The sequence below is a fragment of the Actinoallomurus rhizosphaericola genome (assembly GCF_024055675.1).
GTDB lineage: Bacteria > Actinomycetota > Actinomycetes > Streptosporangiales > Streptosporangiaceae > Actinoallomurus > Actinoallomurus soli.
In genome coordinates this window covers 268,043-292,824 of record NZ_JAMXMW010000005.1, presented here as the reverse complement: position 1 = coordinate 292,824, position 24,782 = coordinate 268,043, and the positions used below count along the sequence as shown (strand labels likewise).

Genomic DNA, 24,782 nt, shown 5'->3' with positions numbered 1-24,782 from the left:
CTGTCTCGCGCCCGTGCCGCCGCCTGCGTCGTTCACTCGTCGGCTCCCCGTTCCTCAGACCTCTTCGACACTGCTCGGCTCACGCCGGGACAGGTCGATGCCGAGCTCTTCCGCAGCGCGGAAGACGTCCTCGTCGGTGTCACGCATCTCAATGGACATGCCGTCGCTGGAGAGCACCTCGACGTTCAGGCACAGCGACTGCATCTCCTTGATCAGCACCTTGAAGGACTCAGGGATGCCCGGCTCAGGGATGTTCTCGCCCTTGACGATGGCCTCGTACACCTTCACGCGGCCGAGGACGTCGTCGGACTTGATGGTGAGCAGCTCCTGGAGGGCGTAGGCGGCGCCGTACGCCTCCAGCGCCCAGACCTCCATCTCACCGAAGCGCTGGCCACCGAACTGGGCCTTACCGCCGAGCGGCTGCTGGGTGATCATGGAGTACGGGCCGGTCGAACGCGCGTGGATCTTGTCGTCGACCAGGTGGAGCAGCTTCAGGATGTAGATGTAACCGACCGCGATCGGGTCCTTGAAGGGCTCACCGGTCCGCCCGTCGAACAGCCGCGCCTTACCCGTCTTCTGGACCATGCGCTGGCCGTCGCGGTTCGGCAGGGTGCTGTCGAGCAGCTCGGTGATCTCCTCCTCGCGGGCGCCGTCGAAGACCGGGGTGGCGACGTTGGTGCCCGCCGGAGCGGAGTCGGCCCCGATGGCCTTCAGCTGGCGCTTCCACTCGGCGTCGTCCCCGTCGACCTTCCAGCCCCGGCTGGCGACCCACCCGAGGTGGGTCTCCAGGACCTGGCCGACGTTCATCCGGCCCGGCACGCCGAGCGGGTTGAGGACGATGTCGACCGGGGTGCCGTCCTCGAGGAACGGCATGTCCTCGACCGGCAGCACCTTGGAGATGACGCCCTTGTTGCCGTGGCGACCCGCGAGCTTGTCACCGTCGGTGATCTTGCGCTTCTGGGCGACGTACACCCGGACCAGCTCGTTCACGCCCGGCGGGAGCTCGTCGCCCTCTTCCCGGCTGAACACGCGGACCCCGATGACCTTGCCCTCTTCGCCGTGCGGCACCTTCAGGGAGGTGTCGCGGACCTCGCGGGCCTTCTCGCCGAAGATCGCGCGCAGCAGGCGCTCCTCCGGGGTCAGCTCGGTCTCGCCCTTGGGCGTGACCTTGCCGACCAGGATGTCGCCCGTGGTGACCTCGGCGCCGATGCGGATGATGCCGCGCTCGTCCAGGTCGGACAGGACCTCTTCGGAGACGTTCGGGATGTCCCGGGTGATCTCCTCCGGGCCCAGCTTGGTGTCACGGGCGTCGACCTCGTGCTCCTCGATGTGGATCGAGGACAGGACGTCGTCCTGCACCAGACGCTGGGAGAGGATGATCGCGTCTTCGTAGTTGTGGCCCTCCCACGGCATGAACGCCACGAGGAGGTTCTTGCCGAGCGCCATCTCGCCGTTGTCCGTGCACGGACCGTCGGCGACGACGGTGCCGACCTCGACCCGCTGGCCCTCGTCGACGATGGGCTTCTGGTTGAAGCAGGTGCCCTGGTTGGACCGCTTGAACTTGGCGACACGGTAGGTGGTGCGCGTGCCGTCGTCGTTCATCACGGTGATGTAGTCGGCGGAGACCTCCTCGACGACGCCGGCCTTCTCGGCCGTGATGACGTCACCGGCGTCGGTCGCCGCGCGGTACTCCATGCCGGTGCCGACCAGCGGCGCCTCGCTGCGCAGCAGCGGGACGGACTGGCGCTGCATGTTGGAGCCCATGAGCGCGCGGTTCGCGTCGTCGTGCTCGAGGAAGGGGATCATGGCCGTCGCGACCGACACCATCTGGCGCGGCGAGACGTCCATGTAGTCGACCTCGGACGGCGGGATGAACTCGACCTCGCCGCCCTTCCGGCGGACGAGGACGCGGTTCTCCACGAAGGTGCCGTCGTCCTGGAGCGGCGTGTTCGCCTGGGCGACGACGTGCCGGTCCTCCTCGTCCGCGGTCAGGTAGTCGATCTGCTCGGTGACCCGGCCGTCGACGACCTTGCGGTACGGCGTCTCGATGAAGCCGAACGGGTTGAGCCGCCCGTAGGAGCTCAGCGAGCCGATCAGGCCGATGTTCGGGCCTTCCGGCGTCTCGATCGGGCACATGCGGCCGTAGTGCGACGGGTGGACGTCACGGACCTCCATGCCGGCGCGCTCACGGGACAGACCACCGGGGCCGAGCGCGTTCAGACGCCGCTTGTGCGTCAGACCCGCCAGCGGGTTGGTCTGGTCCATGAACTGCGACAGCTGCGAGGTGCCGAAGAACTCCTTGATCGACGCCACGACCGGACGGATGTTGATGAGCGTCTGCGGCGTGATCGCCTCGACGTCCTGCGTGGTCATGCGCTCGCGGACGACGCGCTCCATGCGGGCCAGGCCCAGGCGGACCTGGTTCTGGATCAGCTCGCCGACCGAGCGGATGCGCCGGTTGCCGAAGTGGTCGATGTCGTCGGTCTCGACGGGCACGTCACGGCCGGCCGGGGCCGTCATCTCCTCCTCGCCGGCGTGCAGCCGCACGAGGTAGTCGATGGTCGTGACGATGTCGTCCTCGGTCAGCGTGCCCTGCGTCAGCTCGATGTCGAGGCCGAGCTTCTTGTTGACCTTGTAGCGGCCGACCTTCGCCAGGTCGTAGCGCTTCGGGTTGAAGTAGAGGTTCTCGAGCAGCGTCTGCGCGGACTCCTTGGTCGGAGGCTCGCCCGGACGCAGCTTGCGGTAGATGTCGAGCAGGGCGTCGTCCTGCCCGGTGGTGTGGTCCTTCTCGAGCGTGACGCGCATGGACTCGTAGTCGCCCCAGCGCTCCAGGATGCGGGCGTCGTCCCAGCCCAGCGCCTTGAGCAGGACGGTGACGCTCTGCTTGCGCTTACGGTCGATGCGCACGCCGACGTTGTCGCGCTTGTCGACCTCGAACTCCAGCCACGCGCCGCGCGACGGAATGACCTTGCAGCCGAAGATGTCCTTGTCGGACGTCTTGTCCAGCGCCCGGTCGAAGTAGACACCCGGCGAGCGGACCAGCTGTGAGACGACGACACGCTCGGTGCCGTTGATGATGAAAGTGCCCTTCGGCGTCATGAGCGGGAAGTCACCCATGAACACCGTCTGGCTTTTGATCTCCCCCGTGGAGTTGTTGATGAACTCCGCCGTGACGAACATCGGGGCGGAGAAGGTCATGTCCTTGTCCTTGCACTCCTCGACGGAGTACTTCGGCGGCTCGAACCGATGATCACGGAACGAGAGGGACATGGTGCCGGAGAAGTCTTCGATCGGACTGATCTCTTCGAAGATCTCCTCAAGTCCCGACTGGGTCGGGACGTCCTTACGACCGGCCTGCTGGGCCGCAGTGACCCGGGCCTTCCACCTCTCGTTACCGAGCAACCAGTCAAAGGACTCGGTCTGCAGCGCGAGGAGGTCCGGAACTTCCAGAGGCTCCTTGATACGCGCGAAGGAAACGCGGTTCGGACCGGTTGCGGTAGTCGAGGCGTTGCGCGAGGCTGCCAAGAGTGGTCCTTCCGAGGGCTCGCGGCGGACTGACGACGCGCACGCCAGACGATCCACGCCGTTAGACCCCGCCGAAACGGGGGTGTCGATGTGTGGATAGTCAGAGGGCAGCGCAAAGGGGCAGTGTAGCCGAACGCCACACCGCTGTCGAGCGCAGAGCCACGGTATGCATCACAGTTGCTCCGCAGCATCGCTCGTCAGCGGCCCCACGTCAAGACTAGACATGGACATTCCGCCCGATCGGCCAGCGTGAGGAAGCCCATAGTTTACGGGGAAGCGGGCACCCGGCCGTCCTTGCGCAGGCCCGCGCGCCGCCCCGGCACGGGACGGCGCGCGGATCTTCGAAAATCAGGTGTCGCAGCTCGCGGACGATCAGCGCTTCTTCGACGCGGAGGGGGCCGGCGTCGGTGTCGCGGTCGGGACGGAGGCCGCCGGCGGCGGGGTGGTCATCCGGGGGCCGTCGATGAGCCACTTCTTGCCGCTCTTCCTCATCTGCAGCCGCGGCCACGACGTGTCGACCTGAGGCTCCTTGTGCGCGGCGTTGACCGAGATCATCTTCACGAAGAGGAGCACGTCGACCCGGTCGGCGGTCGCCTCCGTGACCGACGCCACCTGGACCTGCGTCAGCGCCTGGGTCTGGCTCTTCTCCACGGACGGCCGGAAGATCTTCCAGTACTCGGCGTAGGACCTCGCCATCGCCGGCGTCATCTCGGACTCGGCCTTCTTCAGGTCGTAGTCCAGGGTCCGGTAGTTGTACGACAGCAGGTCCTTGGCGTCCGACTGCGCGGCGGCGAGGCCGTCCTCGCGGGCGTGCTGCACCGCGATGTCGACGTTGTGGCGGTGCCACAGGTCGAGGCAGCCGATCGCCACGACGAGCACGGCGCACGCGAGGATGACCAGCGGGGCCGTGGCGGGCGAGCGCCGCGCGGGGGTCTCCGCCGCCGTCTCCTCGGCGGAGTCCTCGGCCGGCGCGCCCTTGCGCCTGGTGAGGGCGGTCACTGCAGTCCTCCCATCCCGGAGACCTTCCAGTGACCGCCGGTCTTGGTCAGCTGCACCTGGGCGCTCTGCCACGACGAGGCCGGCGTCTTGACCTGCGCGGACTGCGCGGTCCTGCGTACGGTCACCATGACCTCGGCCGACGTGGACTGGATGTCGATCACGCCCAGGGCGGCCACCGCGGCGTTGGAGACCAGCTTGTTGTTCACGACGGTCTGCTTCCAGGTCGTACCGAGCTGCTGGACGGCCTGCGCCTTGAACTTGTCCGACATGTCGGCGTAGACCCGCTGGGCGTCCTGGTCGAAGCTCTGGTAGCTGATCGAGTAGAAGTTGGTGACGACCCGGCGGGCGACGGTCTGCACGGCCTCGATGTCGGCTCTGCGGGTGTCCGCGGCGTACGTCTGGTCCGCGAGGTAGCCCACCGGCACCAGGAGGGCGAGGAGGACGACCCCGAGCAGCGCCAGCGTCACCCCCAGGCGGCGGCCGCTCAGCCGACGATCGGGCTCAGCAGAAGCGTCTGCCATGAAGCGTCTCCCGTCAGTTGACTGACCTTGCCCAGGCGGTACTGCTTACCGTCGGGCCCCACGTAAACGCGGGTCCGGGGATCGTAACCGCTGACGAACAGCGTCTGCAGCCCGGAGGAGGCCGTCTGTCCGGAGCCGGAGTCCCCCGTCGACGAGCCGCCGCTCGCCGACGACCGCCCGCTCACCGACGCCTGCTTCGCGGCGCCCCCGCCGTCGCCGGAGCCGCTGCCGGCCGAGGTCTCGTACGGGAACCCGGCGCCCGAGGTCGCGCCGGCGGGCAGCTTCGGGTACGGCCCGGGCGGCGGCGCGTTGCGCGATCCGCGTACGGCGGTGCCGGCGTTCTTGGGGGCCTTGCAGGAGGCCTTGGCGTTGATCGTCGCCGGACGGGTGTCCTGCGGATAGCGGATCTTCGTGCCCTCGTAGCCCTTGGTGCAGACGGGCGGCTGGTTGAAGTTGAGCTCCAGGCCGAAGTGCACCGTGCCGTCGCCGGGGGTGACGCTGAACGCGCCGCCGACGATGAGCGGGTAGGTGATCAGCATGGTCCGCAGCTGGTCGGTGCGCGAGGTCAGCACCGACCCGATGACCGAGCCGTTGGCCAGCAGCGTCGGCAGGGTCGGCTCGAGGCGGTTCAGCAGGTCCTGGCCCTGGTCGAGCGCGCCCGGCGTGACGTTGAGGAAGGTGCGCACGTCGGGGTCGTCGCGCTTGAGCTCGGCGGTCAGCGACGCGAGGTTGTGAGAGAACTCACGGAAGACCGACCCCTCGTCGACCTGCGTGTCGAGCACCGTGCGCCCGTTGTTGAGCAGCGCGATCGTCTCGGGGTAGGTGTCGTTCAGCGCGGCCAGGATCTTCTTGTTCGAGTCGAGCAGCGACTGCAGGTCCGCGCCCTCGCCCGACAGGCCCTTGTCGAGCTCGTTGATGACCGTGCCGAGGTCCTTGGGGTCCACGGTGCGCACGAGCGCGTCGATGTTGTGCAGCAGCTCGTACGTCTGCACCGGCAGGTGGGTGTGGTCGCGCGGGATGACGTCGCCGTTCTTCAGCGACGGGCCGTTCCCGGCGGGACGCAGGTCGACGTACTGCTCGCCGACGCCGGAGCGGTTCAGCACGTAGGCCTGCACGCCGTTGGCGGGGACCTTGCGGTCGTGGTTGATGCGCAGCTCGACGCGGACGCCGTCCTTGGTCAGGCGCAGCGGCCCGACCCGGCCGACCGTGACGCCGCGGTAGGTGACCTCGGCGTTCGTGAAGATGCCGCCGGAGTCGGCCATGTCGAGGTAGACGCGGTAGCGCAGGTCGAGGACGGTCTGGCCGATCCCGATGATGTTGACCAGCGTGTAGGCCATGGTCAGGACCGTGATGATCGCGAAGATCGTCAGCTGGATCTTGACGCCGCGCTTGATGATCATGCGGTGCCTCCGCTCAGCAGGGCGCCCAGGTCGTCGCCGGGCGCGCCGCCCATCCCGAGGGGCGGCAGGATGCCGCCGCCGTCGCCCTGCTGGGAGCCGCCCTGGCTCGTGCCGGCCCCGGAGCCGCTCTGTGGGAGCACGCCGAGCGGATTGTCCGGAACGCTCGTGTGCGGGGCCGGCAGGGACGCCTGGAGCTTCTCAGCGGCCTTCCCGACCCCATCGAGGGCGGTCCCGGTCAGGAAGTTGTGCGCGATGTTCCCGACGTTGAGGTCCAGGGTCGCGAACAGGTTGCCGTAGTCGCCCTTGAGCGCCTGGGAGACCGTCTGCGGGAACGGGAACGTGAACAGGCCGCCCAGGATCTTCGGGATGACGTTGCTGGCCTTGTCGGTGTTCTGCAGCACCTGCTGCAGGTCCTTGAGGTTCGCGACCGTGTCGTCGTGCGACCGGTTGATCACCCGGGTCGCCACGGTGCCGAGCCGGTCCATGTTGACCAGGAGCTTGGTGAGGTCCTGCCGCTGCTCGGCGAGGATCTTCACCGCGGGGCCGGTGCTGTCGATCGTGTCGGCGATCGTCTGGTTGTGCCGGGCGAGCGTGGCGGCGAGCCGGTCGACCTTGTCGATGGTCGTGACGATCTGCGCCTTCTGCCGGTCCAGGGTGCCGACGAAGACGTTGACGCGGTCGAGCAGGTCGCGGATCTGCGAGGTGCGGCCCTGCATCGCGGCGTTCAGTTCGTGGTTGATCGTGGAGATCTGTTCGAGGCCGCCGCCGGTGACCAGCATGGACATCGCCGACAGCACCTCCTCGACCTCGGTGTCGCGGGTGGTGCGCTCCAGGGGGATCTCCGCGCCCTGCGTGAGCCTGCCCTGCGGCGTCTGGCCCTGCGGCGCCGACAGCGCCACGAACTTCTCGCCGAGGAGGCTGGTCTGGGAGATCGTGGCGACCGCGTTGGCCGGCAGGTCGACCGAGCGCCGGAGCCGGCAGGTCACCTCGGCGTTCCAGTTCACCAGGCGGATCTTGGTGATCCGGCCGACGGGGACGTCGTTGACCCGGCACTGCGACTGCGGCACCAGGTCCAGGACGTTCGAAAAGACGATCTTCACGTCGTACGGGTCGGAGCCGGTGTCGATGCCGCCGGGCAGCGGCATGTTCGACACGCCCCGGAACGTACAGCCCGAGACGGCCGTGGTGAGCGTGAGCGCCGTCGCAACGATCCGCGCCGCTCGGCGGCGCGCCGGCCGCCCTGATCGAGACACCTCGTTCGTCCCTCTCATCTCACTTGCGACCCGTTCCGGAGGACGTGGGCGTACCACTGGGCGTGCGCGTGCCGGACGTCCGCGTACCGCTCGGCGTGCGCGTGCCGGACCCGCTCCTGGCGCCGGTGTCCGGCTGGGCCGGGCCGATCGCGACCGGGAGCGGGATCAGGTTCTGCAGGTAGCCGTCGAACCATCGGCCCTGGGCGGTCGCGTCGGCCGAGACGCTGACGAACGGGCCCAGGGTCTTGACCGCCTTGTCGAGGTTGGTCTGGTTGCGCAGCAGGATGTTCACGACGCTGTGCAGGTTGCGCATCGCGGGGTTCAGCGTGGCGCGGTTCTCCTCGATCGTCCCGGTGATCTGGTTCGAGAGGCTGACCGTGCCGGACAGCAGCGAGGTGATCACCTGCCGCCGGTCGTTGAGCTCCTGCAGCAGCAGGCCGCCGTTCGAGACGAGCTGCGCGAGGTCGCCGCTGCGGTCGGCCAGCAGGCCGGTGAGGCTGCTCGTGTGGCCGAGGAGGCTGGTCAGCTCGTCGTCGCGGGAGGAGATCGCCTGGGAGATCTTCCGCAGCCCGCTCAGCGTCCGGCGTACGTTGTCCGGGGAGTACTTCAGGGTCTGGTTCAGGGTGTCCAGCGCCGTGGCCAGCTGCGGGACATCGATCTTGTGCAGCTGCCCCGAGAGGTCCTGCAGGGCGGGCACGACCTCGTACGACGGCGCGGTGCGCGAGGCCGGGATCTCGGCGTGCGGCGACTGGCGGCGGTCGCCCTTCGGCTCGACCTCCAGGTAGTGCGCGCCCAGCAGCGTGGAGATCTTGATGCGGAGCTGCGACTGCGTGCCGAAGCGGACGTGCGATCCGGCGGTGAAGGCGACGCGTACGTGGTCGTCCTCCAGCCTGACGCTCTTGACCTTGCCGACCTTGACGCCGGCGATGCGCACCTCTTCGTTCGGCTTGAGGCCGCTGGCCTCGGTGAACGCCGCGTGATACGTCGTTCCGCCCTCGAAGACCGTCAGGTTGAACGCCGCGACCACGAGGAGGGCCACGGACGACATGCCGATGATCCCCATCATCAGGGGGTCCCGGTCGCGGAAGGAGACTCTCACCGCTCCACCCCCCACGTCGCTGCCTCGTTCACCTGATCACTCACCCCTTGCATCGGGCGTTCTCGTTCAGGATCTGCGGAGTGTTGAAGGAGACCTGGCCGGGCAGTCCGATCCGCGCGTCCAGGCTGCACAGGTAGAAGTTGAACCAGGAGCCGTACGACGCCGCCCGGTCGAGCAGCATGAAGTTGGTCGGCATGTCGGCGAACGCCTTGTCCAGCTCGCCGCCGTTGGCCGCCAGCACCTTGGACAGGTGGCCGAGCGTGGCGATGTCCGTCTTGACCGACGGACGCACGTCGGTGAGCAGGCCGTTGGTCGTGGAGATCAGCTGGTTGACGCTGACCAGCGACTCGCCGATCGCGTGGCGGTCGTCGGACAGCCCGGAGACCAGGCTCTTGAGATTGGTGATGAGCCCGGAGACCTCCTCGTCGCGCGAGTCGATGGTGGCGATCACCTTGTCGAGGTTGTCGATCACCCGGCCGATGACCTCGTCGCGGTTGCCGAGGGTCTCGGTCAGGGAGGCGACGTGCGCGAGCAGCCCGTTGACCGTTCCGCCCTCGCCCTGCAGCACCTGGATGATCTGGTACGCGAGCTGGTTGACGTCCTGGGGTTTGATCGCCCGCAGCAGCGGCCGGAAGCCGTTGAACAGCGCGGTCAGGTCCAGCGCCGGCTGGGTCTGCTCCTTCGGGATCGTCCCGCCGGCCGGCAGCTCGCCGCCCTGCCCGGAGCCCTCGGTGAGGGAGATGTACCGCTGGCCCATCAGGTTGCGGTACCGCAGCTGGGCCTGCGTGCTGCGGGGCAGCGGCTGGTCCTTGACCACCGAGACCGTGACCTTCGCCAGGTGTCCCTGGTAGAGCTTGATCCCCTTGACCTCGCCGACGCGCACGCCCGCGATCCGGACCTCGTCGCCGTCATTGAGCCCGGCCGCGTCCGTGAAGATCAGGTTGTACTTCCGGCTCGGCACGAACTCGGTGTTGGAGATCGTGACGGCGAGTACCGCCGTGGCCAGCGTGGCGATGACCGCGAAGATGAGCAGCTTGATCACCGCGGAGGTGGTCTTCACTTGACGGTCACCACCATTCCGCTCGCGGCCGGCCGGTACAGCAGCGTGGCGAGGTCGGAGACCTGGTCGGCCCGGGTGCCCATGGCGGGCCCCATCAGGCCCTTGAGCAGACCGTCATCGTCCGTGGAGGCGCCCGGTCTGACCAGGACACTGGACAGTGACCGGCCCGCCCCGCCGGCCCACCACTGGTCGTCCTCGGTCCCGTCGAGCTCCTGGTACTGCGGGAACGGCACCTTGGGGTTCGGCAGGCCGTAACAGCGGGGGTTGCGGTAGTCCTTGAACTCCGGGCGGTCCAGGCCCGGCTTGTAGCCGGGACGCGGCTTCACCAGTTCCAGCGTGACGTGCACGCCCGGCTGGCGGCCGCCCATCGCGTCGATCAGCCGGGGCGTCAGCCTGGCCATGCCCTGGAACACGCACGGCACGCTCGGGGAGTACTTGGCGAGCAGCGCGAGCGCCTTGCGGTTGGCGATCATCGCGCCCTCCAGGCGCGGCTCGTTGGCGGCGGTGAAGTCCGTGGCGTCGCCGGTCAGGCCGATGCCCTTGTCGAGGGCCTCGACGAGCTGGGGCTCCTTGTCGACGATCGTGCGGTTCGTCGTCTGGAGGTTCTGCATGATCGAGATCAGGTCGGGCGCGGCGCCGTTCAGGTTGTCGCTGACGATGGCGAGCTGCCGCAGGTCGTGAATGACGGTGGGCAGGTGCGGGTTGAGGCGCTTGAGGTAGTCGTCGGCGTCGACGAGCATCTGCCCGATCTGGTCGCCCCGGCCCTGCAGCGCGGTGGCCAGGGCGTTCAGGGTGGCGTTGAGCTTCGCCGGCTCGACCTCGTTGAGGATCGGCATCACGTCGTTGAGGACCTGGTTGACCTCCACGGCCGTCATGGACCGGTCCTGCGGGATGACGTCGCCGTTCTTCAGGTGACGGCCGCCGAGCGTGCCCGCCGGAGGCACGATGTCGACGAACTTCTCGCCGAACACCGTCTTGGGCAGCATCCGGGCCGAGGAGTTCGCCGGGATGAGCCGGGCCTTACCCGGGTCGATCGCCAGATCGATCGCCGCGCCGTTCGGCGTCTGGCGGATCTTCCTGACCTCCCCGACGATCAGGCCACGGACCTTCACGTCGGAGTGCGGGACGAGCTGCAGCCCGGCCCGGTCGCTGTCGACGGTGACGTGGTAGACGGGCGTGAACGCCTTGTTGTACTGCATCACCATCAGGACGACGAGCAGGAGGACCACCAGCACGAACGCCAGCCCGTACAGGCGGTAGCGCAGCCGCTCGGACCACGAGCCGAAGAACGGGGCGGAACTCATGAGTCCTCCCGCCGCTCAGCAGTCGACATCGCGCACTCACACCTCTCGTCTCAGCCGGCGATCCGTACGCTGGTGGTCGCGCCCCAGATCGCCATCCCCATGAGCAGGTCCACGATGTTGACGACCACCAGGCTCGTACGGACGGCGCGGCCGACCGCCAGGCCCACGCCGGCCGGTCCGCCGCTGGCGTTGAAGCCGTAGTAGCAGTGGATCAGCATGACGAGGATCGCGAAGACCAGGACCTTCCCGAACGACCACAGGACGTCGTGGGGTGGGAGGAACAGGTAGAAGTAGTGGTCGTACGTGCCGCTGGACTGGCCGAACGACACGGTCACCATCAGCCGCGTGGCGACGAACGACGCCAGGAGGCCGATGACGTACAGCGGGATGACGGCGAGCATGCCGGCCACCAGGCGCGTCGTCACCAGGAACGGCAGCGACGGCACGCCCATGACCTCCAGCGCGTCGATCTCGTCGCTGATCCGCATGGCGCCGAGCTGGGCGGTGAAGCCACAGCCGACCGTGGCCGACAGCGCCAGCGCCGACACGGTGGGCGCGAGCTCGCGCGTGTTGAAGTACGCCGAAACGAAGCCGCTGAACGCGGCGCTGCCGATCTGGTTCAGGGCGTTGTAGCCCTGCAGGCCGACCTCGGTGCCGGTGAAGAAGGTCATGAAGCCGACGATCGCCACACTGCCGCCCATGACGGCCAGGCCGCCGGTGCCGAGGCTGACCTCGGCGAGCAGCCGGACGACCTCCTTCTTGTAGCGGAGGACGACCCGCCAGACCCACGCGAACGCCCGTACGTAGAACGCCATCTGGTGGCCGAAGCCCTCCAGGCGCTCCAGCGGAGCGTCGATGACGCGCTTGGCGGTACGGAAGCCGCCCCAGGTGCCGGCCGCCATCACATGCCCTTCTGCGGGACGAGCTGGAAGTACAGCGCGCTGAGCACGAAGTTCTCCACGAACAGGGCCATCGCCGCGATGACCACGGTCTGGTTCACCGCGTCGCCGACGCCCTTCGGGCCGCCGGAGGCGGTCAGGCCCTTGTACGAGGCGACGAGCGCGGCGGTGATACCGAACACCACCGCCTTCACCTCGGCCTGGTACAGGTCGGACAGCTGCGCCAGGCCGCTGAACGAGGCGATGTACGCGCCGGGCGTGCCGCCCTGCAGCATGACGTTGAAGACGTAGCCGCCGGCGATGCCAACGACCGAGACGATGCCGTTGAGGAAGAGCCCGACGAACGCGCAGGCCAGCACCCGCGGCACCACGAGGCGGTGCAGCGGGTTGATGCCGAGCACCTCCATCGCGTCGATCTCCTCGCGGATCTTGCGGGCGCCCAGGTCGGCGCAGATCGCCGAGCCGGCCGCCGCGGCGATCAGGAGGGCCGTCACGATCGGGCTGGCCTCCCGCACGATCGCCAGCACCGCCGTCGAGCCGGTCTGGGACTGCGCGCCGAGCTGCCGGATCAGGTTGCCGACCTGCAGCGACAGGATCGCGCCGAACGGGATGGCGACCATGATGGTGGGCGCGACCGTGACGGAGACGATGAACCACGCCTGTTGCAGGAACTCCCGCCACTGGAACGGCCACTTGAACAGCGCCCGGAAGGTGTCCAGGGACAGGGCGAAGAAGCGGCCCGGCTCGCGCAGCGTGACGTTGGCGACGCCGTCGGCCACCTTGCCGGCGCGCGCCATCAGCGGGCCCCTTCGGCGGGCCGCCCCGCGTCGGCCGACATCGCGCTGATGTACCGCGGCCACTCCTCAAGCCAGTCACGGCCCATCTCGTCGATGAACGAGCCCTCCGGCGGAGTGACCCCGTGCGCGCGCAGCCATTCGCCGGGAGCGTGCTGCGTGCGGCGGATGCGCCCGTCGCTGGTCATCAGCTGCGGCGGGATCGGCGGCAGCGCTCCGGGGTCGCGGCCGAGGCGGGCCTCGGCCTCCAGCTCGGACAGGTCCTTCTCCTCGGACATGCCGATCGGGCCGACCTTGCGCGCGTTGAGGAACTGCCGGACCACCGGCTCCTCGCTCGACAGCAGCATCTCGCGCGGCCCGAACATCACCAGCTGGCGGAGGAACAGCATGCCGATGTTGTCCGGCACCGTGCGGGCGGTGTTGATGTCGTGGGTGACAATGAGGATCGTCGCCTCGATCTCGGCGTTGAGGTCGACGATCAGCTGGTTCAGCAGGACGGTGCGGACCGGGTCCAGACCGGAGTCGGGCTCGTCACAGAGAATGATCTGCGGATCGAGCACGAGCGCGCGGGCGAGCCCGGCTCGTTTCCGCATGCCGCCGGAGATCTCGCCGGGGAACTTGTTCTGAGCTCCCGCGAGGCCGACCATCTCCATCTTCTCCAGGACGATGCGCTTGACCTCGGACTCCGACTTGCGCGTGTGCTCGCGCAGCGGAAAGGCGATGTTGTCGAAGAGGTTCATCGAGCCGAACAGCGCGCCGTCCTGGAACAGGACGCCGAACAGCTTGCGCACCTCGTACATGTCGCGCTCGCGGAGGTTCGGCATGTCCCTGCCGTCGATCCAGCAGTGCCCGCGGTCCGGCTTGAGCAGACCGACCATCGTCTTGAGGAAGACCGACTTGCCGGTGCCGGAGGGTCCGAGAAGGACGGAGATCTCACCGGCGGGCAGTGTCAGGGTGACGTCCTCCCAGATGACCTGACGCCCGAAGGACTTGGTCAGCCCTTCGACTCTGATTTCGACGCCCACTCGTCACCTTTCGTCAAGCCGGCCCAAGGTGTCCGGTACAACGAGCGAGTTACCGATGGGTTACGTTGCCGGATCACACAGAGCCACTGATCAGTGGCCGGGGGCCATCGTGCGTGCCGCGTCCACCTACCGTAGTCATCCCTCGCTCGAATGGAAGAGGTAAAACCATCGTCACCGGGGCGGAGGCTGCCTCGTAAGCAGATCGTTACTCAAGTCGGACTTATGAGACTAGCGGTCCAACAGTTCACTTGGGAAGAGGGCTCCCGACAGGTCAGGGCCGGCGAATGTCCACAGAGGGTGGGTAAATGATCACGGTGCATGAGCCGGAATCTTATCAACCAAGCGCTTGATAGGTAAGTCGTCTTCATCCGCGCCCTGCCCGAGGAGACGCCGCTCCCCGAGGGCGGCGCGCTCTCCGGCTTCCTCACCTGGTAGGCCGGGCGGCAACGGCGAAGGGCGGCCACCCGGAAGGGTGACCGCCCTCGAAGAGCGCTGAGAAAGCGCCGTGAAGAGAACCGGGTAAGGCAGTGCCTTACTTGACGGTGACCGTCGCGCCGGCCTTCTCCAGGGCCTCCTTGGCCTTGTCGGCCGTCTCCTTGTTGACCTTCTCCAGCAGCGGCTTCGGCGCGCCGTCGACCAGGTCCTTGGCCTCCTTGAGGCCCAGGCTCGTGAGGCCACGGACCTCCTTGATGACCTGGATCTTCTTGTCGCCGGCGGCCTCGAGGATGACGTCGAACTCGTCCTTCTCCGGCTCGGCCTCGGCAGCGGCACCCGGGGCGCCCGGGGCGGCGGCGACCGCGACGGGGGCGGCGGCCTTGACGTCGAAGGTGTCCTCGAACTGCTTCACGAACTCGGAGAGCTCGAGAAGGGTCATCTCCTTGAAAGCGTCGAGCAGCTCGTCGGTGCTGAGCTTCGCCATGGTGTTGCTTCCTCCTGTTGAAAACCCGCGTCGCTCGTGCGGGTGGGGTAATTCAGGTCTGTTACGACCGCGGGATCAACCCTCGTCCGACGTCTCGGCCGGCGCCTCGGCGGCGGCCTCCGTGGCCCCGCCCTCCTCTTCACGCTTGACCCGCAGGGCCTCGGCCAGCTGGGCGGCCTTGGTCGGCAGGGCGTTGAAGAGAGCGGCGGCGTTGCCCATCGACGCCTTCATCGCACCCGCGAGCTTCGCGAGGAGGACCTCGCGGGACTCGAGGGACGCGAGCGTGGTGATGTCCTCGGACGTCATCGGCTTGCCGTCGACGACGCCGCCCTTGATCACCAAGTTCGGGTTGGCCTTGGCGAAGTCACGCAGGCCCTTGGCGGCCTCGACCACATCGCCCTTGACGAACGCGATCGCCGACGGGCCCTGGAGCAGCTGCTCGAGCTCCTCGGTGACCCCGGCCTCGCGCGCGGCGATCTTGGTCAGCGTGTTCTTCACCACGGCGAAACGTGCATTCTCACCGAGCGATCGGCGCAGCTCACTGAGCTGTGCCACGGTGAGCCCGCGGTACTCGGTCAGCACGGCACCGCTCGAGCTCTCGAACTCGCTCTTGAGCTCGGCGACCGCCGCCGCCTTGTCCGCCCTCGCCATGGGCCTCCTTCCAGATGTGCGCCGGTGGAGAAGGCCCAGAGACGACGAACGCCCCGGCGCAGGCGCACGGGGCGGATGACATGACCAGCACCAGGTCACGTCTCAGCTCTCGATGTCACCTACGCGGGCCGCCCGCTGTGCGGGACCTTCAGTCACCCTGTGGGTGACGACCGGCGGTCTTCGGCGTTGAACAGCGTACGCGATCCGGCCGAGACGACCAAATCGAGGCCCCGTCCGCGTCTCCGGCGGCCGCGATGAGGGCCCCGAACGCGTGTCCGCCGGGAGGACCGTCAACGGTCGTCCCGGCGGAAGCGGTGCCCGGAGGTGTCAGCCGGCGGAGGTCACCTGGCCGGCGGGCGGGGCGGAGATGGAGACCGGCTGGTTGAACCCGGTGTAGGTGGTCGTGGTGGTCGACTGCACCTGGGAACCCGCAGGGGTCCTGACCGTCATCTTGCGGGGAAGCTGCTGGTCGTCCAGCCACAGGTCGAAGTTCATCTTGTCCAACCCGCTCTTGGCGACCATCTGCTGCATCGCCGCGCGCTGGTCGCCGCTGAGCTTGGCCAGAGCCTCCTGCACGGAGTAGGTGCCCTTGTAGTGCGTCGTCTGGGTGCCGCCCACGGTCTCGGTGCCGACCTTGGTGACGTCCTTGGAGGCGGTGAGCATCCGGGTGTTGGCCGAGGGGTCGGCCTGCTTGGACTGGTTCATGAGCGACTTGATGTCGATGCCGCTCTTCGCGCCGATCTTGCTGAGCGACATCTTGATCCACGGCTTGCCGCCGGTCTGCTGCGAGAGCGCGGGCATCTTCATGTAGACGTAGTCGCCGAGGAGGACCTCCTCGAAGCCGCCGGTCTCCTTGCCGTTGACCGACATTCCGGGGACGGTCATCCTCATGGCCAGCTTCGGGCTGAGCCGATAGGAGATCCGGCCGGTCATCTTCACGTTCTGCCCCGACGTGGTGGTGTCCGTGGAGACGGTGGCCTTGAACGACTTGATGGTGCCGGCCTTCTGCGAGGCCGTGCTGATCTGCTCTGCCGCGAGCTGCGTTTTGCCGGACGTGGACGAACCTCCCTGCGCCTTCTTCCCACCGTCTCCTCCGCCGCACGCGGCGAGGGAGAGGGCCAGAGCGGCCCCAGCGGTGATACAGACGGCGTTTCGGCGAATCATCAACGTCTCCTCTGGTAGCGATGCGCGCATGCCGGACGGCGGCCGCGCGCAGCGGACAGCAGTTGGACGTCGGCCCGGCCCGATCGGTTCAACTTCACCACCGGTCACAAGAGAAAAACGGCGCACCTGCCGCCGAGGGCCGCCGGGTACGCCGCCGTTTCCGGGCCTTCCGGCGCGGGGCCGGCCGGGAGGTGCCGGCCGGCCCCGTCAGCGCCGGTCGATCGAGGTCAGTGGCCGGCGCGCAGGTTCGGCATGAGCTGGTTGCCGTCGGCGACCTGGCTCGCCGGGGGCGCGGACACACTGAAGGACTTGTTGTAGTCGCTGTAGACCATGGTGGCGGTGGCCGTGCCGTCCGACGCGGCGCCCTTGGCCGTCAGCTTGCGCGGCAGGTTGTCCGAGCCGACCCACAGGTCGAAGACGACGTTCTTGGCGCCGCTCTTCTGGTACAGATCCTGGAACGACTGCTTGGCCTTGCCGGTGAGCTGCGCGGCGGCATCCTTCGCCGTGATCGTTCCGGTGTAGTGGGTGGTCTTCTCGCCGTCGATGGTCTGCGTGCCGGCCTTGCGCACGTCCTTCGAGCTGGTGAAGATCTTCGTCTGCTGCGCGGGGTCGGCCTGCTTGAGGATGTCGTTCAGGTTCACGCCGGCCTGCTGCGCGGCCTTGGAGACCGAGAACTTCACCCACGGCTTACCGCCGGTGAACTGCGAGAGTTGCGAGGGGACCTTCCCGTACAGCGTGTCGCCGAGAAGGATCGCCCGCAGACCCGAGTCCACGGAACGACCGTTGAACCCGGCCGAGTCGAGGGTGCCGACCGCGGCGAGCTCGGGGCTCAGCCGGACCTGTACGACCCCGTGCGCCTTGGAAGCGGCCTTTCCAGTACCGCTCTCGGTGATGTCGACCTTGTACGACTTGACGGTGCTGGTCTTCTGCGCCGCCAGGTCGATCGCCTGGGCGGCGGAGACGTTCACCGCGCCGGCGTTGTTCTTCGCGGCGCCACCGCACCCGGCGAGGGAGACCAAAAGAGCGGCACCCGCAGCCGTACCCACGGCATATCGACGAACCATTGAACCCTCCTGCGTATCGCGTACGGCCCCCGGCTCCTTGAGAGCGCGAACGCCTGGTTCCAGCACTATCGAGTCTTGCCTCCCTAGATCTTGTAAACATCCCCCATGGGGACCAGATCCCTTTCGCCCGAGTGCGACGTGAGTCGTACGACAGGATGAGACAACGCGAAAGGGCGCCCCGACCGGGGACGCCCTTCCGTGATCGCTGTCGCGTCAGCTCGTCGTCACGCCGTGGCGTCCTCGAGCTCCGCGGTGAGGTTGCGCGTGGCGTTCGGGTCGACCGGGATGCCCGGGCCCATCGTCGTGCTCAGGGTCGCCTTCTTGATGTAGCGCCCCTTGGCCGCCGACGGCTTGAGCCGCATGATCTCCTCCAGCGCGGCGGCGTAGTTCTCCACGAGCTGCTTCTCGGTGAAGGACGTCTTGCCGGCGATGAAGTGCAGGTTCCCGTGGCGGTCCACGCGGAACTCGATCTTGCCGCCCTTGATGTCGGACACGGCCTTGGCCACGTCGGTGGTGACGGTGCCCGTCTTCGGGTTCGGCATGAGGCCGCGGGGGCCGAGCACGCGGCCGAGCCGGCCGACCTTGCCCATCATGTCCGGCGTCGCCACGACGGCGTCGAAGTCGAGCCAGCCGCCCTGGATCCGCTCGATCATGTCGTCGGAGCCGACGTGGTCGGCGCCGGCCTCGCGGGCCTCGTCGGCCTTGGCGCCACCGGTGATGACCAGCACGCGGGCGGTCTTACCGGTGCCGTGCGGCAGGTTGACGGTGCCACGGACCATCTGGTCGGCCTTACGCGGGTCCACCCCGAGCCGAAGGGCGACCTCGACGGTGGCGTCGAACTTGGTCGGCGAGGTGTCCTTGGCCAGCTTCACGGCCTCGGCCGGGCTGTAGAGCGCCGACTTGTCGATCTTGGTGTCGGCGTTGCGGTACGCCTTGCTGCGCTTCATCTTCTTCTCCTGAACTGGAGCTCGTGGTGCGGGCCTGCGCGCGGCCCTTCCACACTCGTGAAATCGGCCGGTGCGACGATCGCGCCACCGGCCTCGGTCCGCCGTCTGGGACGTCAGTCGGTGACCGTGATGCCCATCGAACGGGCGGTGCCCGCGACGATCTTCTCGGCCTGCTCGGGCGAGTTGGCGTTGAGGTCCGGCATCTTGGTCGCGGCGATCTCCCGGAGCTGGTCGCGGGTGATCGTGCCGACCTTGGTCTTGTGCGGCTCGCTGCTGCCCTTGTCGATCCCGGCGGCCTTCTTGATCAGCTGCGCGGCCGGCGGGGTCTTGGTGACGAAGGTGAACGAGCGGTCCTCGTAGATGGTGATCTCTACGGGGATGACGTTGCCGCGCTGGGACTCGGTCGCAGCGTTGTACTGCTTGCAGAAGTCCATGATGTTCACGCCGTGCGGACCGAGAGCGGTACCGACGGGCGGCGCGGGCGTCGCCTGGCCGGCCTGCAGCTGGACCTTGACGATCGCGGCGACCTTCTTCTTGGGAGGCATGCCTCACCCTTTCGTTCCGATTGTTCGTCGGCCCCCACTCCCGTACACACGGGCGACGCGGCGGATGGAACGTCGACCGCCGCGTTGGGACCGTCTCCCCCGCAGGCGCGCGGGGACGCTTTATGGAGGCCATCGAGGCTATGCGCCGGAGCGTCGTGCTCCGGCGCCGAACCTCGAAGACCCGGTCTCCGACCTCGGAGACCTGCTTGTCAGATCTTGGAGACCTGGTTGAAGGACAGCTCCACCGGAGTCTCCCGACCGAAGATCGACACCAGCACCTTGAGCTTCTGCGCCTCGGCGTTGATCTCGTTGACGGTCGCGGGCAGCGTGGCGAACGGGCCGTCCATGACGGTGACCGACTCGCCGACCTCGAAGTCGACGGTGGCCGCGGCCTTCGCCGTCTCCTTGGTCTTGGCCTGCTCCTCGGGCTCCGGGGCGAGCAGCGTCGCCACCTCGCGAAGGTGCAGCGGCGACGGGGTGTTCGAGAGGCCGACGAAGCCCGTCACGCCCGGCGTGTTGCGGACCGCGGCCCAGGACTCGTCGGTGAGCTCCATGCGGACCAGGATGTAGCCCGGCAGGACCTTCTCGTTGACCTTCTGACGCTTGCCGCCCTTGACCTCGGTGACCTCGTGCTGCGGCACCTCGACCTGGAAGATGAAGTCCTCCATGTTGAGCGACTGGGTGCGCTGCTCGATGTTGGTCTTCACGCGGTTCTCGTAGCCGGCGTACGAGTGAACGACGTACCACTCGCCCGGAAGGAGCCGCAGCTGCGTGGTGAACTCTTCGACCGGGTCCGACGCCTCGTCGGACGCCTCTTCTGACGCTGGGGCGGACGTAGCGTCGGACTCCGTGGCGACTTCCTCAGCCTCGGCCGAAGCCGGCGCTTCCACCGACTCGGCCTCTTCGATGGCCTCGTCGTGAAGCTCTGGGGACTCGGACACGGTCACTCTTTCTCTCGTCTGTGGGTTGCTGATGGAATCCGGCACGCGATCAGCCGAAGAGCTTCAGCACAACCCAGGAGAAGGCGTTGTCGAGACCGAACACGATCGCCACGACGATGATCACGAAGACCAGCGACACGGTCGTGTAGGTGATGAGCTCGTTACGCGTCGGCCAGATGACCTTGCGAAGCTCGGCGACCACCTGGCGGTAGAAGAGGAGCGGGGAGGTCCGCTTCCTGGCGGACTTCTCCTTGTCCTGGGTCGCGGCCTCGCCGCGTGTCTCGGTCGCCATTGGTGTCGACGCATCCCCTCAGTCGGTTGTGTCGCGAACTTCCGGTGTGGGCGTGCGTTCAGTACGCCCGCGCACGTGTGCCGTGCACGAACCGTATTCCGCAGGGCAGGAGGGACTCGAACCCCCAACCACCGGTTTTGGAGACCGGGACTCTGGCCAATTGAGCTACTGCCCTTCGTCAGTGTCGCCATCATGGCACGCGAGAACCATGCAGGACGCCACTAGGTCACGCAGTCTACGTCCCAAACCGCCCCCGCGTCGAACCAAACGCCGATCAGACCCTCCGCGCCTCTCCGGAGCCCCGGCGCCGTAAGGGGGATATCGGGCTGAGACCTGGCGCGCCGTCTGCGACGATAGGCGGTATGAGCTCTCGAATCTCCGCTCGGATCGCCGCGATCTCCGAGTCCGCGACCCTCGCCGTCGATGCCAAGGCCAAGGCGCTGAAGGCCGCGGGGCGTCCGGTGATCGGATTCGGCGCAGGCGAGCCCGACTTCCCGACTCCGGACTACATCGTCGAGGCCGCGGTCGAGGCGTGCCGCAACCCCCGGTTCCACAAGTACACGCCGGCCGGGGGGCTGCCCGAGCTCAAGGCCGCCGTCGCGGAGAAGACCAGGCGCGACTCCGGCTACGAGGTCGAGGCGTCGCAGGTCCTCATCACCAATGGCGGCAAGCAGGCGGTGTACGAGGCGTTCGCCGCGCTGCTCGACCCGGGCGACGAGGTCCTGGTGCCGACGCCGTACTGGACCACCTACCCGGAGTCGATCAAGCTGGCGGGCGGCGTGCCGGTCGACGTGGTCGCCGACGAGACCACCGGCTACCTGGTGAGCGTCGACCAGCTGGAGCAGGCCCGCACCGACCGGACCAAGGTCCTGCTGTTCGTCTCCCCGTCCAACCCGACCGGCGCGGTCTACTCGCGTGAGCAGGTCGCCGAGATCGGCCGCTGGGCCGCCGAGCACGGCCTGTGGGTCGTCACCGACGAGATCTACGAGCACCTGGTCTACGGCGACGCGGAGTTCTCCTCGATGCCGGTGGTCGTGCCGGAGCTGGCCGACCGCACCCTCGTCCTCAACGGGGTGGCCAAGACGTACGCGATGACCGGCTGGCGCGTTGGCTGGCTGATCGGCCCGCAGGACGTCGTGAAGGCCGCGACCAACCTGCAGTCGCACGCGACGTCGAATGTGGCGAACGTCTCACAGGCGGCCGCGCTCGCCGCGGTGAGCGGCGACCTGTCCGCCGTCGCCGAGATGCGGACGGCGTTCGACCGGCGCCGCAAGACGATGGTGCGGATGCTGAACGACATCCCGGGCGTCGTGTGCCCCGAGCCGGAGGGCGCCTTCTACGCCTACCCGTCGGTCAAGGAGCTGCTGGGCAAGGAGCTGCGCGGCAAGCGCCCGCAGACCTCCGTGGAGCTGGCGGCCCTGATTCTCGAAGAGGCCGAGGTCGCCCTGGTCCCCGGCGAGGCGTTCGGCACGCCGGGCTACTTCCGCCTGTCCTACGCCCTCGGCGACGAGGACCTGGCCGAAGGCGTCGGCCGGGTGGCCAAGCTGCTGTCCGAGGCCCACTGAGTCCGGACCCGCGAGGCCCACGGGCTCCGGCCCTGTGAGTCCGGGCCCACGCCGGGTCGGGCCCACGCCGGGTCGGGGACCGGGAGCGGACGCCACGACGCCCCACGAGTGCCACGGTGCTCGTGGGGCGTCTCCGATATGGCTGTGCAACCGGTCGGCCGACCGTGCGCCCGCGCCGTACGGTCCCGCCGTACGTCCGCGCCGCGCCGTACGGCCCCGCCGACCGGGTGTCGACTCGGGGCGGGCCGAGTCGACACCCGACCGACTCGATCGATCCCGGCTCGATCGACCCCCGCTTTCATCCCCCGCGACCCGCCGCCGGCCGGGCCGGTCCCCTCCGCGGGCGCGGGATCCGTGGCGCTCAGTCGACCTGGACGCCCTCGGCGACCCGCATGAGCCGGGTGCCCAGTGTGGGGCTCACCCCGACCCAGACGCCGAGCCCTGAGCGTTCGATCCACATGACCTGGCCGAACGTCGCGCTCGCGGCGGCGCGCAGAGCGGCGTGGCCGTGCACCTCGGCGTGCTGCGCCGAGGCGGGCGTGAAGCCCATGTCGCCGGGCCCCTTGAGCGAGTCGTCGCGTACGAGCCGCACCTCGATCCAGCCGGCCGGTCCGGTCCAGCGGCAGGTCGTCGTCCGGCGGGCCCCGGTCTCGCCGGTGTGACAGGTGTCGTGCGGGTCGATGCCGTCCGGGAGGTAGGCCAGTAGCGCCTTGACGACGTCCGGCGCGGTCCCGCGCGGCGATCCGGTGCCGGGGTGCCGCGACGGCCGCGTCCCCGCGTGGGTCTTGGCCGACGGGCTCACGGACGGCGCCGTGGATCCGTTGCTCCGGGCCGTGGACGGCGACGGCGCGGCGGATCCGGCCGTCGTGGTCCCGCCGGTCCCGGCGTGTCGCCCCTCGGGCCCCGGAGCGCTGACCGGCTGCGGGCGGATCGCCTGATAGGTCGGGATGACCGCGATGGCGACCACGACTCCGGCGGCCGCGACCGCGATGGTCGCCCGTCGTCGTACCGTCCGCTGGTGGCGGCGCCGTGCCTCATGCGCCAGCGTGCGGGGCGCGGACACCCCCGTGACATGATCCGCCATGGCCTGCCGGAGTTCGTCCTCCAGATCCATGGTTCACCCCCTTGACGCCGCCGCCTGTGCGGACTTTCCCATTCGTTCGCGGAGGCGGGCGAGGCCTCGCGCGGCCTGACTCTTCACGGTGCCGACGGAGCAGCCGAGCATGGCCGCCGTCTCCGCCTCCGACATGTCCTCCCAGTACCGCAGGACCAGCACCGCCCGTTGGCGCGGACCGAGCCGTTTCAGCTCTTCGATGAGGACGCCGCGCAGCTCGACGGTGCCCGCCTCGGACGCCGTCGGCGTCTCCGGCGGGGCGGCCATCTGGACCTCCCGCAGCACCCGCCATCGCCTGGCACGGCTGACGGACAGGTTGACCAGGATCTTCCGGACATACGGCTCCGGATCGGCGTCGGGTCTCATCCTGCCCCAGTGCCGATATGCCTTTTCCAGGGCCGTCTGCAGCAGATCCTCCGCATCCGTCCGCGCCCCGCACAGCAGCTGGGCGGTCCGAAGCAGCGCTGTCCCACGCTGCGCCACGAACTCGACGAATGACTCGTCGTCCCGACGCGCCACGGCACTCCGTCCGTCGTAGGCCCTCTGTTCATGTCGATCGGTCGCGGGTGGCCCACCGCGCCGGGCCACCCGCGCCGAGCCTCAGTGCAGCTGCCGCAGCTGCGTGGCGATCGCCGGGAGCTGAGCCGCGTACGCGGGGCTGCCGGTCAGGTAGATCGCGTAGCCCTTGTCCGAGATCCACAGCATGCCGGTGCTCAGCGGGCTCTGCCACGTCTGGGTGCCCTCGGCCGAAACGAGGTTGCCCTCGGGCAGCTTCAGGTCCGCGGCCAGCTCCTTGACGGTGACCTGCGGCGGAACGTTCAGGCGCTCGACCGTCAGGTACTTGCCGCCGGCGGCCGCGAACTTCTGGACGACGGTGCAGATCTCGCCGTTCTGAATGGTGATCGAGTGGCTGTGGGAGGCGGCGAGGTGCAGGCCCGTGGGCAGCGTGACGTCCTTCGCCTTGGAGTGCTCGATCTTGACCACGGCCGGCACCGAGTCGCAGGACGGGAGCTTCGCCTCAGGCACCTTGACCTTCGGCAGCCCCGGCTTCGCCACGGGAACGGCGGACTTCGGCGTGCTCTGCGCGGACTGGACCTTGCCGGGCGCGCAGGTCGGCAGGGTGCTCGGAACCTTCCCGGCCGGGACCTTGGCCTCGCCGGCCGGCACCTTGGCCTTGTCCGCCGGGAGCGGCAGGTTCGGCTTCTCGCCGGTCTTCGGCAGCTTGTCCGCAGGGAGCTTGCTCTTGGGCAGCTCGGCCTTGGGCAGCTCGGCCTTGGGCACCTCGCCCTTCGGCAGCTCGGCCTTGGGCACCTCGGCCTTCGGCAGCTTGCCCTTCGGGAGCTTGGTCTGGGGCAGGGTCAGGCAGGTCGGCGCGGAGCCGGGAACCGCGGCCTCGGCCTGCTTGACGACGCTCTTCGCGCTGTCCGCGACCGGCTTGGCGGACGGTGCCGGCGAGCTGCTTCCGACGGCCGCGTAGGCGACGCCGCCGGCGACGATGGCGCCCGCGGCGCCGGTGGCCAGTGCTGCCAGCTTGAGGTTGACGATCACATCTATCCCTTTCAGCGCGGTTTGACTCTCGCGCCCCTCAACTACGCGTGGACCCCAGGGGAGGTTGCACGGCTTCTCAAAGTTTTTTTCGGCGACCGGTGCACCGATGCCGTTCGGGGGAGGTCGTCGCAGGTCCGAGCAGCGCATACGGCA

23 protein-coding genes and 1 tRNA gene are annotated in these 24,782 nt (G+C 68.5%); 1 reads left to right on the top strand and 23 read right to left on the bottom strand.

Annotated elements, in window-relative coordinates; genetic code table 11:
* Window positions 1-54: 54 nt before the first annotated feature.
* The 20 genes from rpoB to NE234_RS14865 all read right to left on the bottom strand — a co-directional run bounded on the left by rpoB (window position 55) and on the right by NE234_RS14865 (window position 20,577).
* Window positions 55-3,525 (bottom strand): DNA-directed RNA polymerase subunit beta, encoded by a 3,471-nt coding sequence (rpoB, locus tag NE234_RS14960; protein ID WP_252780386.1) that lies wholly within the window; start codon window positions 3,523-3,525, stop codon window positions 55-57.
* A gap of 372 nt (window positions 3,526-3,897) precedes the next feature.
* The gene (locus tag NE234_RS14955) at window positions 3,898-4,524 is read right to left on the bottom strand and encodes a hypothetical protein (protein ID WP_252780383.1); all 627 of its coding nucleotides are present in this window, start codon (window positions 4,522-4,524) and stop codon (window positions 3,898-3,900) included.
* Window positions 4,521-5,045, bottom strand: a complete 525-nt coding sequence (locus NE234_RS14950; protein WP_252780380.1) for a hypothetical protein — start codon at window positions 5,043-5,045, stop codon at window positions 4,521-4,523. The genes NE234_RS14955 and NE234_RS14950 overlap by 4 nt, the downstream gene beginning before the upstream one ends.
* Window positions 5,009-6,445, bottom strand: coding sequence for an MCE family protein (locus NE234_RS14945; RefSeq protein WP_252780377.1), 1,437 nt, complete (start codon window positions 6,443-6,445; stop codon window positions 5,009-5,011). The genes NE234_RS14950 and NE234_RS14945 overlap by 37 nt, the downstream gene beginning before the upstream one ends.
* Entirely contained in the window at window positions 6,442-7,716 is a 1,275-nt protein-coding gene (locus NE234_RS14940) for an MCE family protein (protein ID WP_256528768.1), read from the bottom strand. Before NE234_RS14940 ends, NE234_RS14945 begins: the two co-directional genes overlap by 4 nt.
* 1 nt (window position 7,717) lies before the next feature.
* Window positions 7,718-8,797: an MCE family protein gene (locus NE234_RS14935; protein WP_252780374.1), complete on the bottom strand. Its 1,080-nt coding sequence runs from the start codon at window positions 8,795-8,797 to the stop codon at window positions 7,718-7,720.
* A 40-nt stretch (window positions 8,798-8,837) separates the two neighbouring features.
* The gene (locus NE234_RS14930; RefSeq protein ID WP_252780371.1) at window positions 8,838-9,857 is read right to left on the bottom strand and encodes an MCE family protein; all 1,020 of its coding nucleotides are present in this window, start codon (window positions 9,855-9,857) and stop codon (window positions 8,838-8,840) included.
* A complete protein-coding gene (locus NE234_RS14925) occupies window positions 9,854-11,161 on the bottom strand; it encodes an MCE family protein (RefSeq protein ID WP_252780369.1) in 1,308 nt (435 codons plus the stop codon). The genes NE234_RS14930 and NE234_RS14925 overlap by 4 nt, the downstream gene beginning before the upstream one ends.
* Before the next feature lie 50 nt (window positions 11,162-11,211).
* Window positions 11,212-12,063: an MlaE family ABC transporter permease gene (locus tag NE234_RS14920; RefSeq protein WP_252780356.1), complete on the bottom strand. Its 852-nt coding sequence runs from the start codon at window positions 12,061-12,063 to the stop codon at window positions 11,212-11,214.
* Complete coding sequence (locus tag NE234_RS14915) at window positions 12,063-12,857, bottom strand: MlaE family ABC transporter permease (protein ID WP_252780343.1); 795 nt, start codon at window positions 12,855-12,857, stop codon at window positions 12,063-12,065. The genes NE234_RS14920 and NE234_RS14915 overlap by 1 nt, the downstream gene beginning before the upstream one ends.
* Complete coding sequence (locus NE234_RS14910) at window positions 12,857-13,879, bottom strand: ABC transporter ATP-binding protein (protein WP_252780339.1); 1,023 nt, start codon at window positions 13,877-13,879, stop codon at window positions 12,857-12,859. The genes NE234_RS14915 and NE234_RS14910 overlap by 1 nt, the downstream gene beginning before the upstream one ends.
* Window positions 13,880-14,411: 532 nt before the next feature.
* Complete coding sequence (gene rplL / locus NE234_RS14905) at window positions 14,412-14,798, bottom strand: 50S ribosomal protein L7/L12 (RefSeq protein WP_252780336.1); 387 nt, start codon at window positions 14,796-14,798, stop codon at window positions 14,412-14,414.
* A gap of 75 nt (window positions 14,799-14,873) precedes the next feature.
* Complete coding sequence (rplJ, locus tag NE234_RS14900) at window positions 14,874-15,449, bottom strand: 50S ribosomal protein L10 (protein WP_252780334.1); 576 nt, start codon at window positions 15,447-15,449, stop codon at window positions 14,874-14,876.
* Between the two features lie 327 nt (window positions 15,450-15,776).
* Entirely contained in the window at window positions 15,777-16,613 is an 837-nt protein-coding gene (locus NE234_RS14895; RefSeq protein ID WP_252780333.1) for a LolA-like protein, read from the bottom strand.
* Between the two features lie 227 nt (window positions 16,614-16,840).
* Window positions 16,841-17,677, bottom strand: coding sequence for an LppX_LprAFG lipoprotein (locus NE234_RS14890; protein WP_252780332.1), 837 nt, complete (start codon window positions 17,675-17,677; stop codon window positions 16,841-16,843).
* A 224-nt stretch (window positions 17,678-17,901) separates the two neighbouring features.
* On the bottom strand, window positions 17,902-18,624 hold the full coding sequence (gene rplA / locus NE234_RS14885; protein WP_252780323.1) for a 50S ribosomal protein L1: 723 nt from the start codon (window positions 18,622-18,624) through the stop codon (window positions 17,902-17,904).
* A gap of 113 nt (window positions 18,625-18,737) precedes the next feature.
* Window positions 18,738-19,169, bottom strand: coding sequence for a 50S ribosomal protein L11 (gene rplK / locus NE234_RS14880; protein ID WP_252780321.1), 432 nt, complete (start codon window positions 19,167-19,169; stop codon window positions 18,738-18,740).
* A 209-nt stretch (window positions 19,170-19,378) separates the two neighbouring features.
* On the bottom strand, window positions 19,379-20,110 hold the full coding sequence (nusG, locus tag NE234_RS14875) for a transcription termination/antitermination protein NusG (protein ID WP_252780308.1): 732 nt from the start codon (window positions 20,108-20,110) through the stop codon (window positions 19,379-19,381).
* 49 nt (window positions 20,111-20,159) lie between these two features.
* Window positions 20,160-20,402, bottom strand: a complete 243-nt coding sequence (gene secE, locus NE234_RS14870; protein WP_252780304.1) for a preprotein translocase subunit SecE — start codon at window positions 20,400-20,402, stop codon at window positions 20,160-20,162.
* A gap of 101 nt (window positions 20,403-20,503) precedes the next feature.
* Window positions 20,504-20,577, bottom strand: a tRNA-Trp gene (locus NE234_RS14865).
* A 187-nt stretch (window positions 20,578-20,764) separates the two neighbouring features.
* Between NE234_RS14865 and NE234_RS14860 the strand changes: the two genes are divergently transcribed.
* Window positions 20,765-21,967 carry a pyridoxal phosphate-dependent aminotransferase gene (locus NE234_RS14860; protein WP_252780302.1) on the top strand — a complete coding sequence of 401 codons (1,203 nt, stop codon included), beginning with the start codon at window positions 20,765-20,767 and terminating at the stop codon, window positions 21,965-21,967.
* A 361-nt stretch (window positions 21,968-22,328) separates the two neighbouring features.
* On the opposite strand, the gene NE234_RS14855 is transcribed toward NE234_RS14860, so the two are convergent.
* The 3 genes from NE234_RS14855 to NE234_RS14845 form a co-directional block, all read right to left on the bottom strand.
* Window positions 22,329-23,081, bottom strand: a complete 753-nt coding sequence (locus NE234_RS14855) for a hypothetical protein (protein ID WP_252780300.1) — start codon at window positions 23,079-23,081, stop codon at window positions 22,329-22,331.
* Window positions 23,082-23,084: 3 nt separating this feature from the next.
* Window positions 23,085-23,600, bottom strand: a complete 516-nt coding sequence (locus tag NE234_RS14850; protein ID WP_252780298.1) for a SigE family RNA polymerase sigma factor — start codon at window positions 23,598-23,600, stop codon at window positions 23,085-23,087.
* An 81-nt stretch (window positions 23,601-23,681) separates the two neighbouring features.
* Entirely contained in the window at window positions 23,682-24,629 is a 948-nt protein-coding gene (locus NE234_RS14845) for a hypothetical protein (protein ID WP_252780296.1), read from the bottom strand.
* Window positions 24,630-24,782 lie beyond the last annotated feature (153 nt).

What these genes read in the sequence shown, in the direction of transcription:
- NE234_RS14950 (WP_252780380.1), bottom strand. Translation starts at nt 5,045, where the DNA reads ATGGCAGACGCTTCTGCTGAGCCCGATCGTCGGCTGAGCGGCCGCCGC.
- NE234_RS14945 (WP_252780377.1), bottom strand. Translation starts at nt 6,445, where the DNA reads ATGATCATCAAGCGCGGCGTCAAGATCCAGCTGACGATCTTCGCGATC.
- NE234_RS14940 (WP_256528768.1), bottom strand. Translation starts at nt 7,716, where the DNA reads ATGAGAGGGACGAACGAGGTGTCTCGATCAGGGCGGCCGGCGCGCCGC.
- NE234_RS14925 (WP_252780369.1), bottom strand. Translation starts at nt 11,161, where the DNA reads ATGAGTTCCGCCCCGTTCTTCGGCTCGTGGTCCGAGCGGCTGCGCTAC.
- NE234_RS14920 (WP_252780356.1), bottom strand. Translation starts at nt 12,063, where the DNA reads ATGGCGGCCGGCACCTGGGGCGGCTTCCGTACCGCCAAGCGCGTCATC.
- NE234_RS14915 (WP_252780343.1), bottom strand. Translation starts at nt 12,857, where the DNA reads ATGGCGCGCGCCGGCAAGGTGGCCGACGGCGTCGCCAACGTCACGCTG.
- rplL (WP_252780336.1), bottom strand. Translation starts at nt 14,798, where the DNA reads ATGGCGAAGCTCAGCACCGACGAGCTGCTCGACGCTTTCAAGGAGATG.
- rplJ (WP_252780334.1), bottom strand. Translation starts at nt 15,449, where the DNA reads ATGGCGAGGGCGGACAAGGCGGCGGCGGTCGCCGAGCTCAAGAGCGAG.
- NE234_RS14895 (WP_252780333.1), bottom strand. Translation starts at nt 16,613, where the DNA reads ATGATTCGCCGAAACGCCGTCTGTATCACCGCTGGGGCCGCTCTGGCC.
- NE234_RS14890 (WP_252780332.1), bottom strand. Translation starts at nt 17,677, where the DNA reads ATGGTTCGTCGATATGCCGTGGGTACGGCTGCGGGTGCCGCTCTTTTG.
- rplA (WP_252780323.1), bottom strand. Translation starts at nt 18,624, where the DNA reads ATGAAGCGCAGCAAGGCGTACCGCAACGCCGACACCAAGATCGACAAG.
- rplK (WP_252780321.1), bottom strand. Translation starts at nt 19,169, where the DNA reads ATGCCTCCCAAGAAGAAGGTCGCCGCGATCGTCAAGGTCCAGCTGCAG.
- secE (WP_252780304.1), bottom strand. Translation starts at nt 20,402, where the DNA reads ATGGCGACCGAGACACGCGGCGAGGCCGCGACCCAGGACAAGGAGAAG.
- NE234_RS14860 (WP_252780302.1), top strand. Translation starts at nt 20,765, where the DNA reads ATGAGCTCTCGAATCTCCGCTCGGATCGCCGCGATCTCCGAGTCCGCG.
- NE234_RS14855 (WP_252780300.1), bottom strand. Translation starts at nt 23,081, where the DNA reads ATGGATCTGGAGGACGAACTCCGGCAGGCCATGGCGGATCATGTCACG.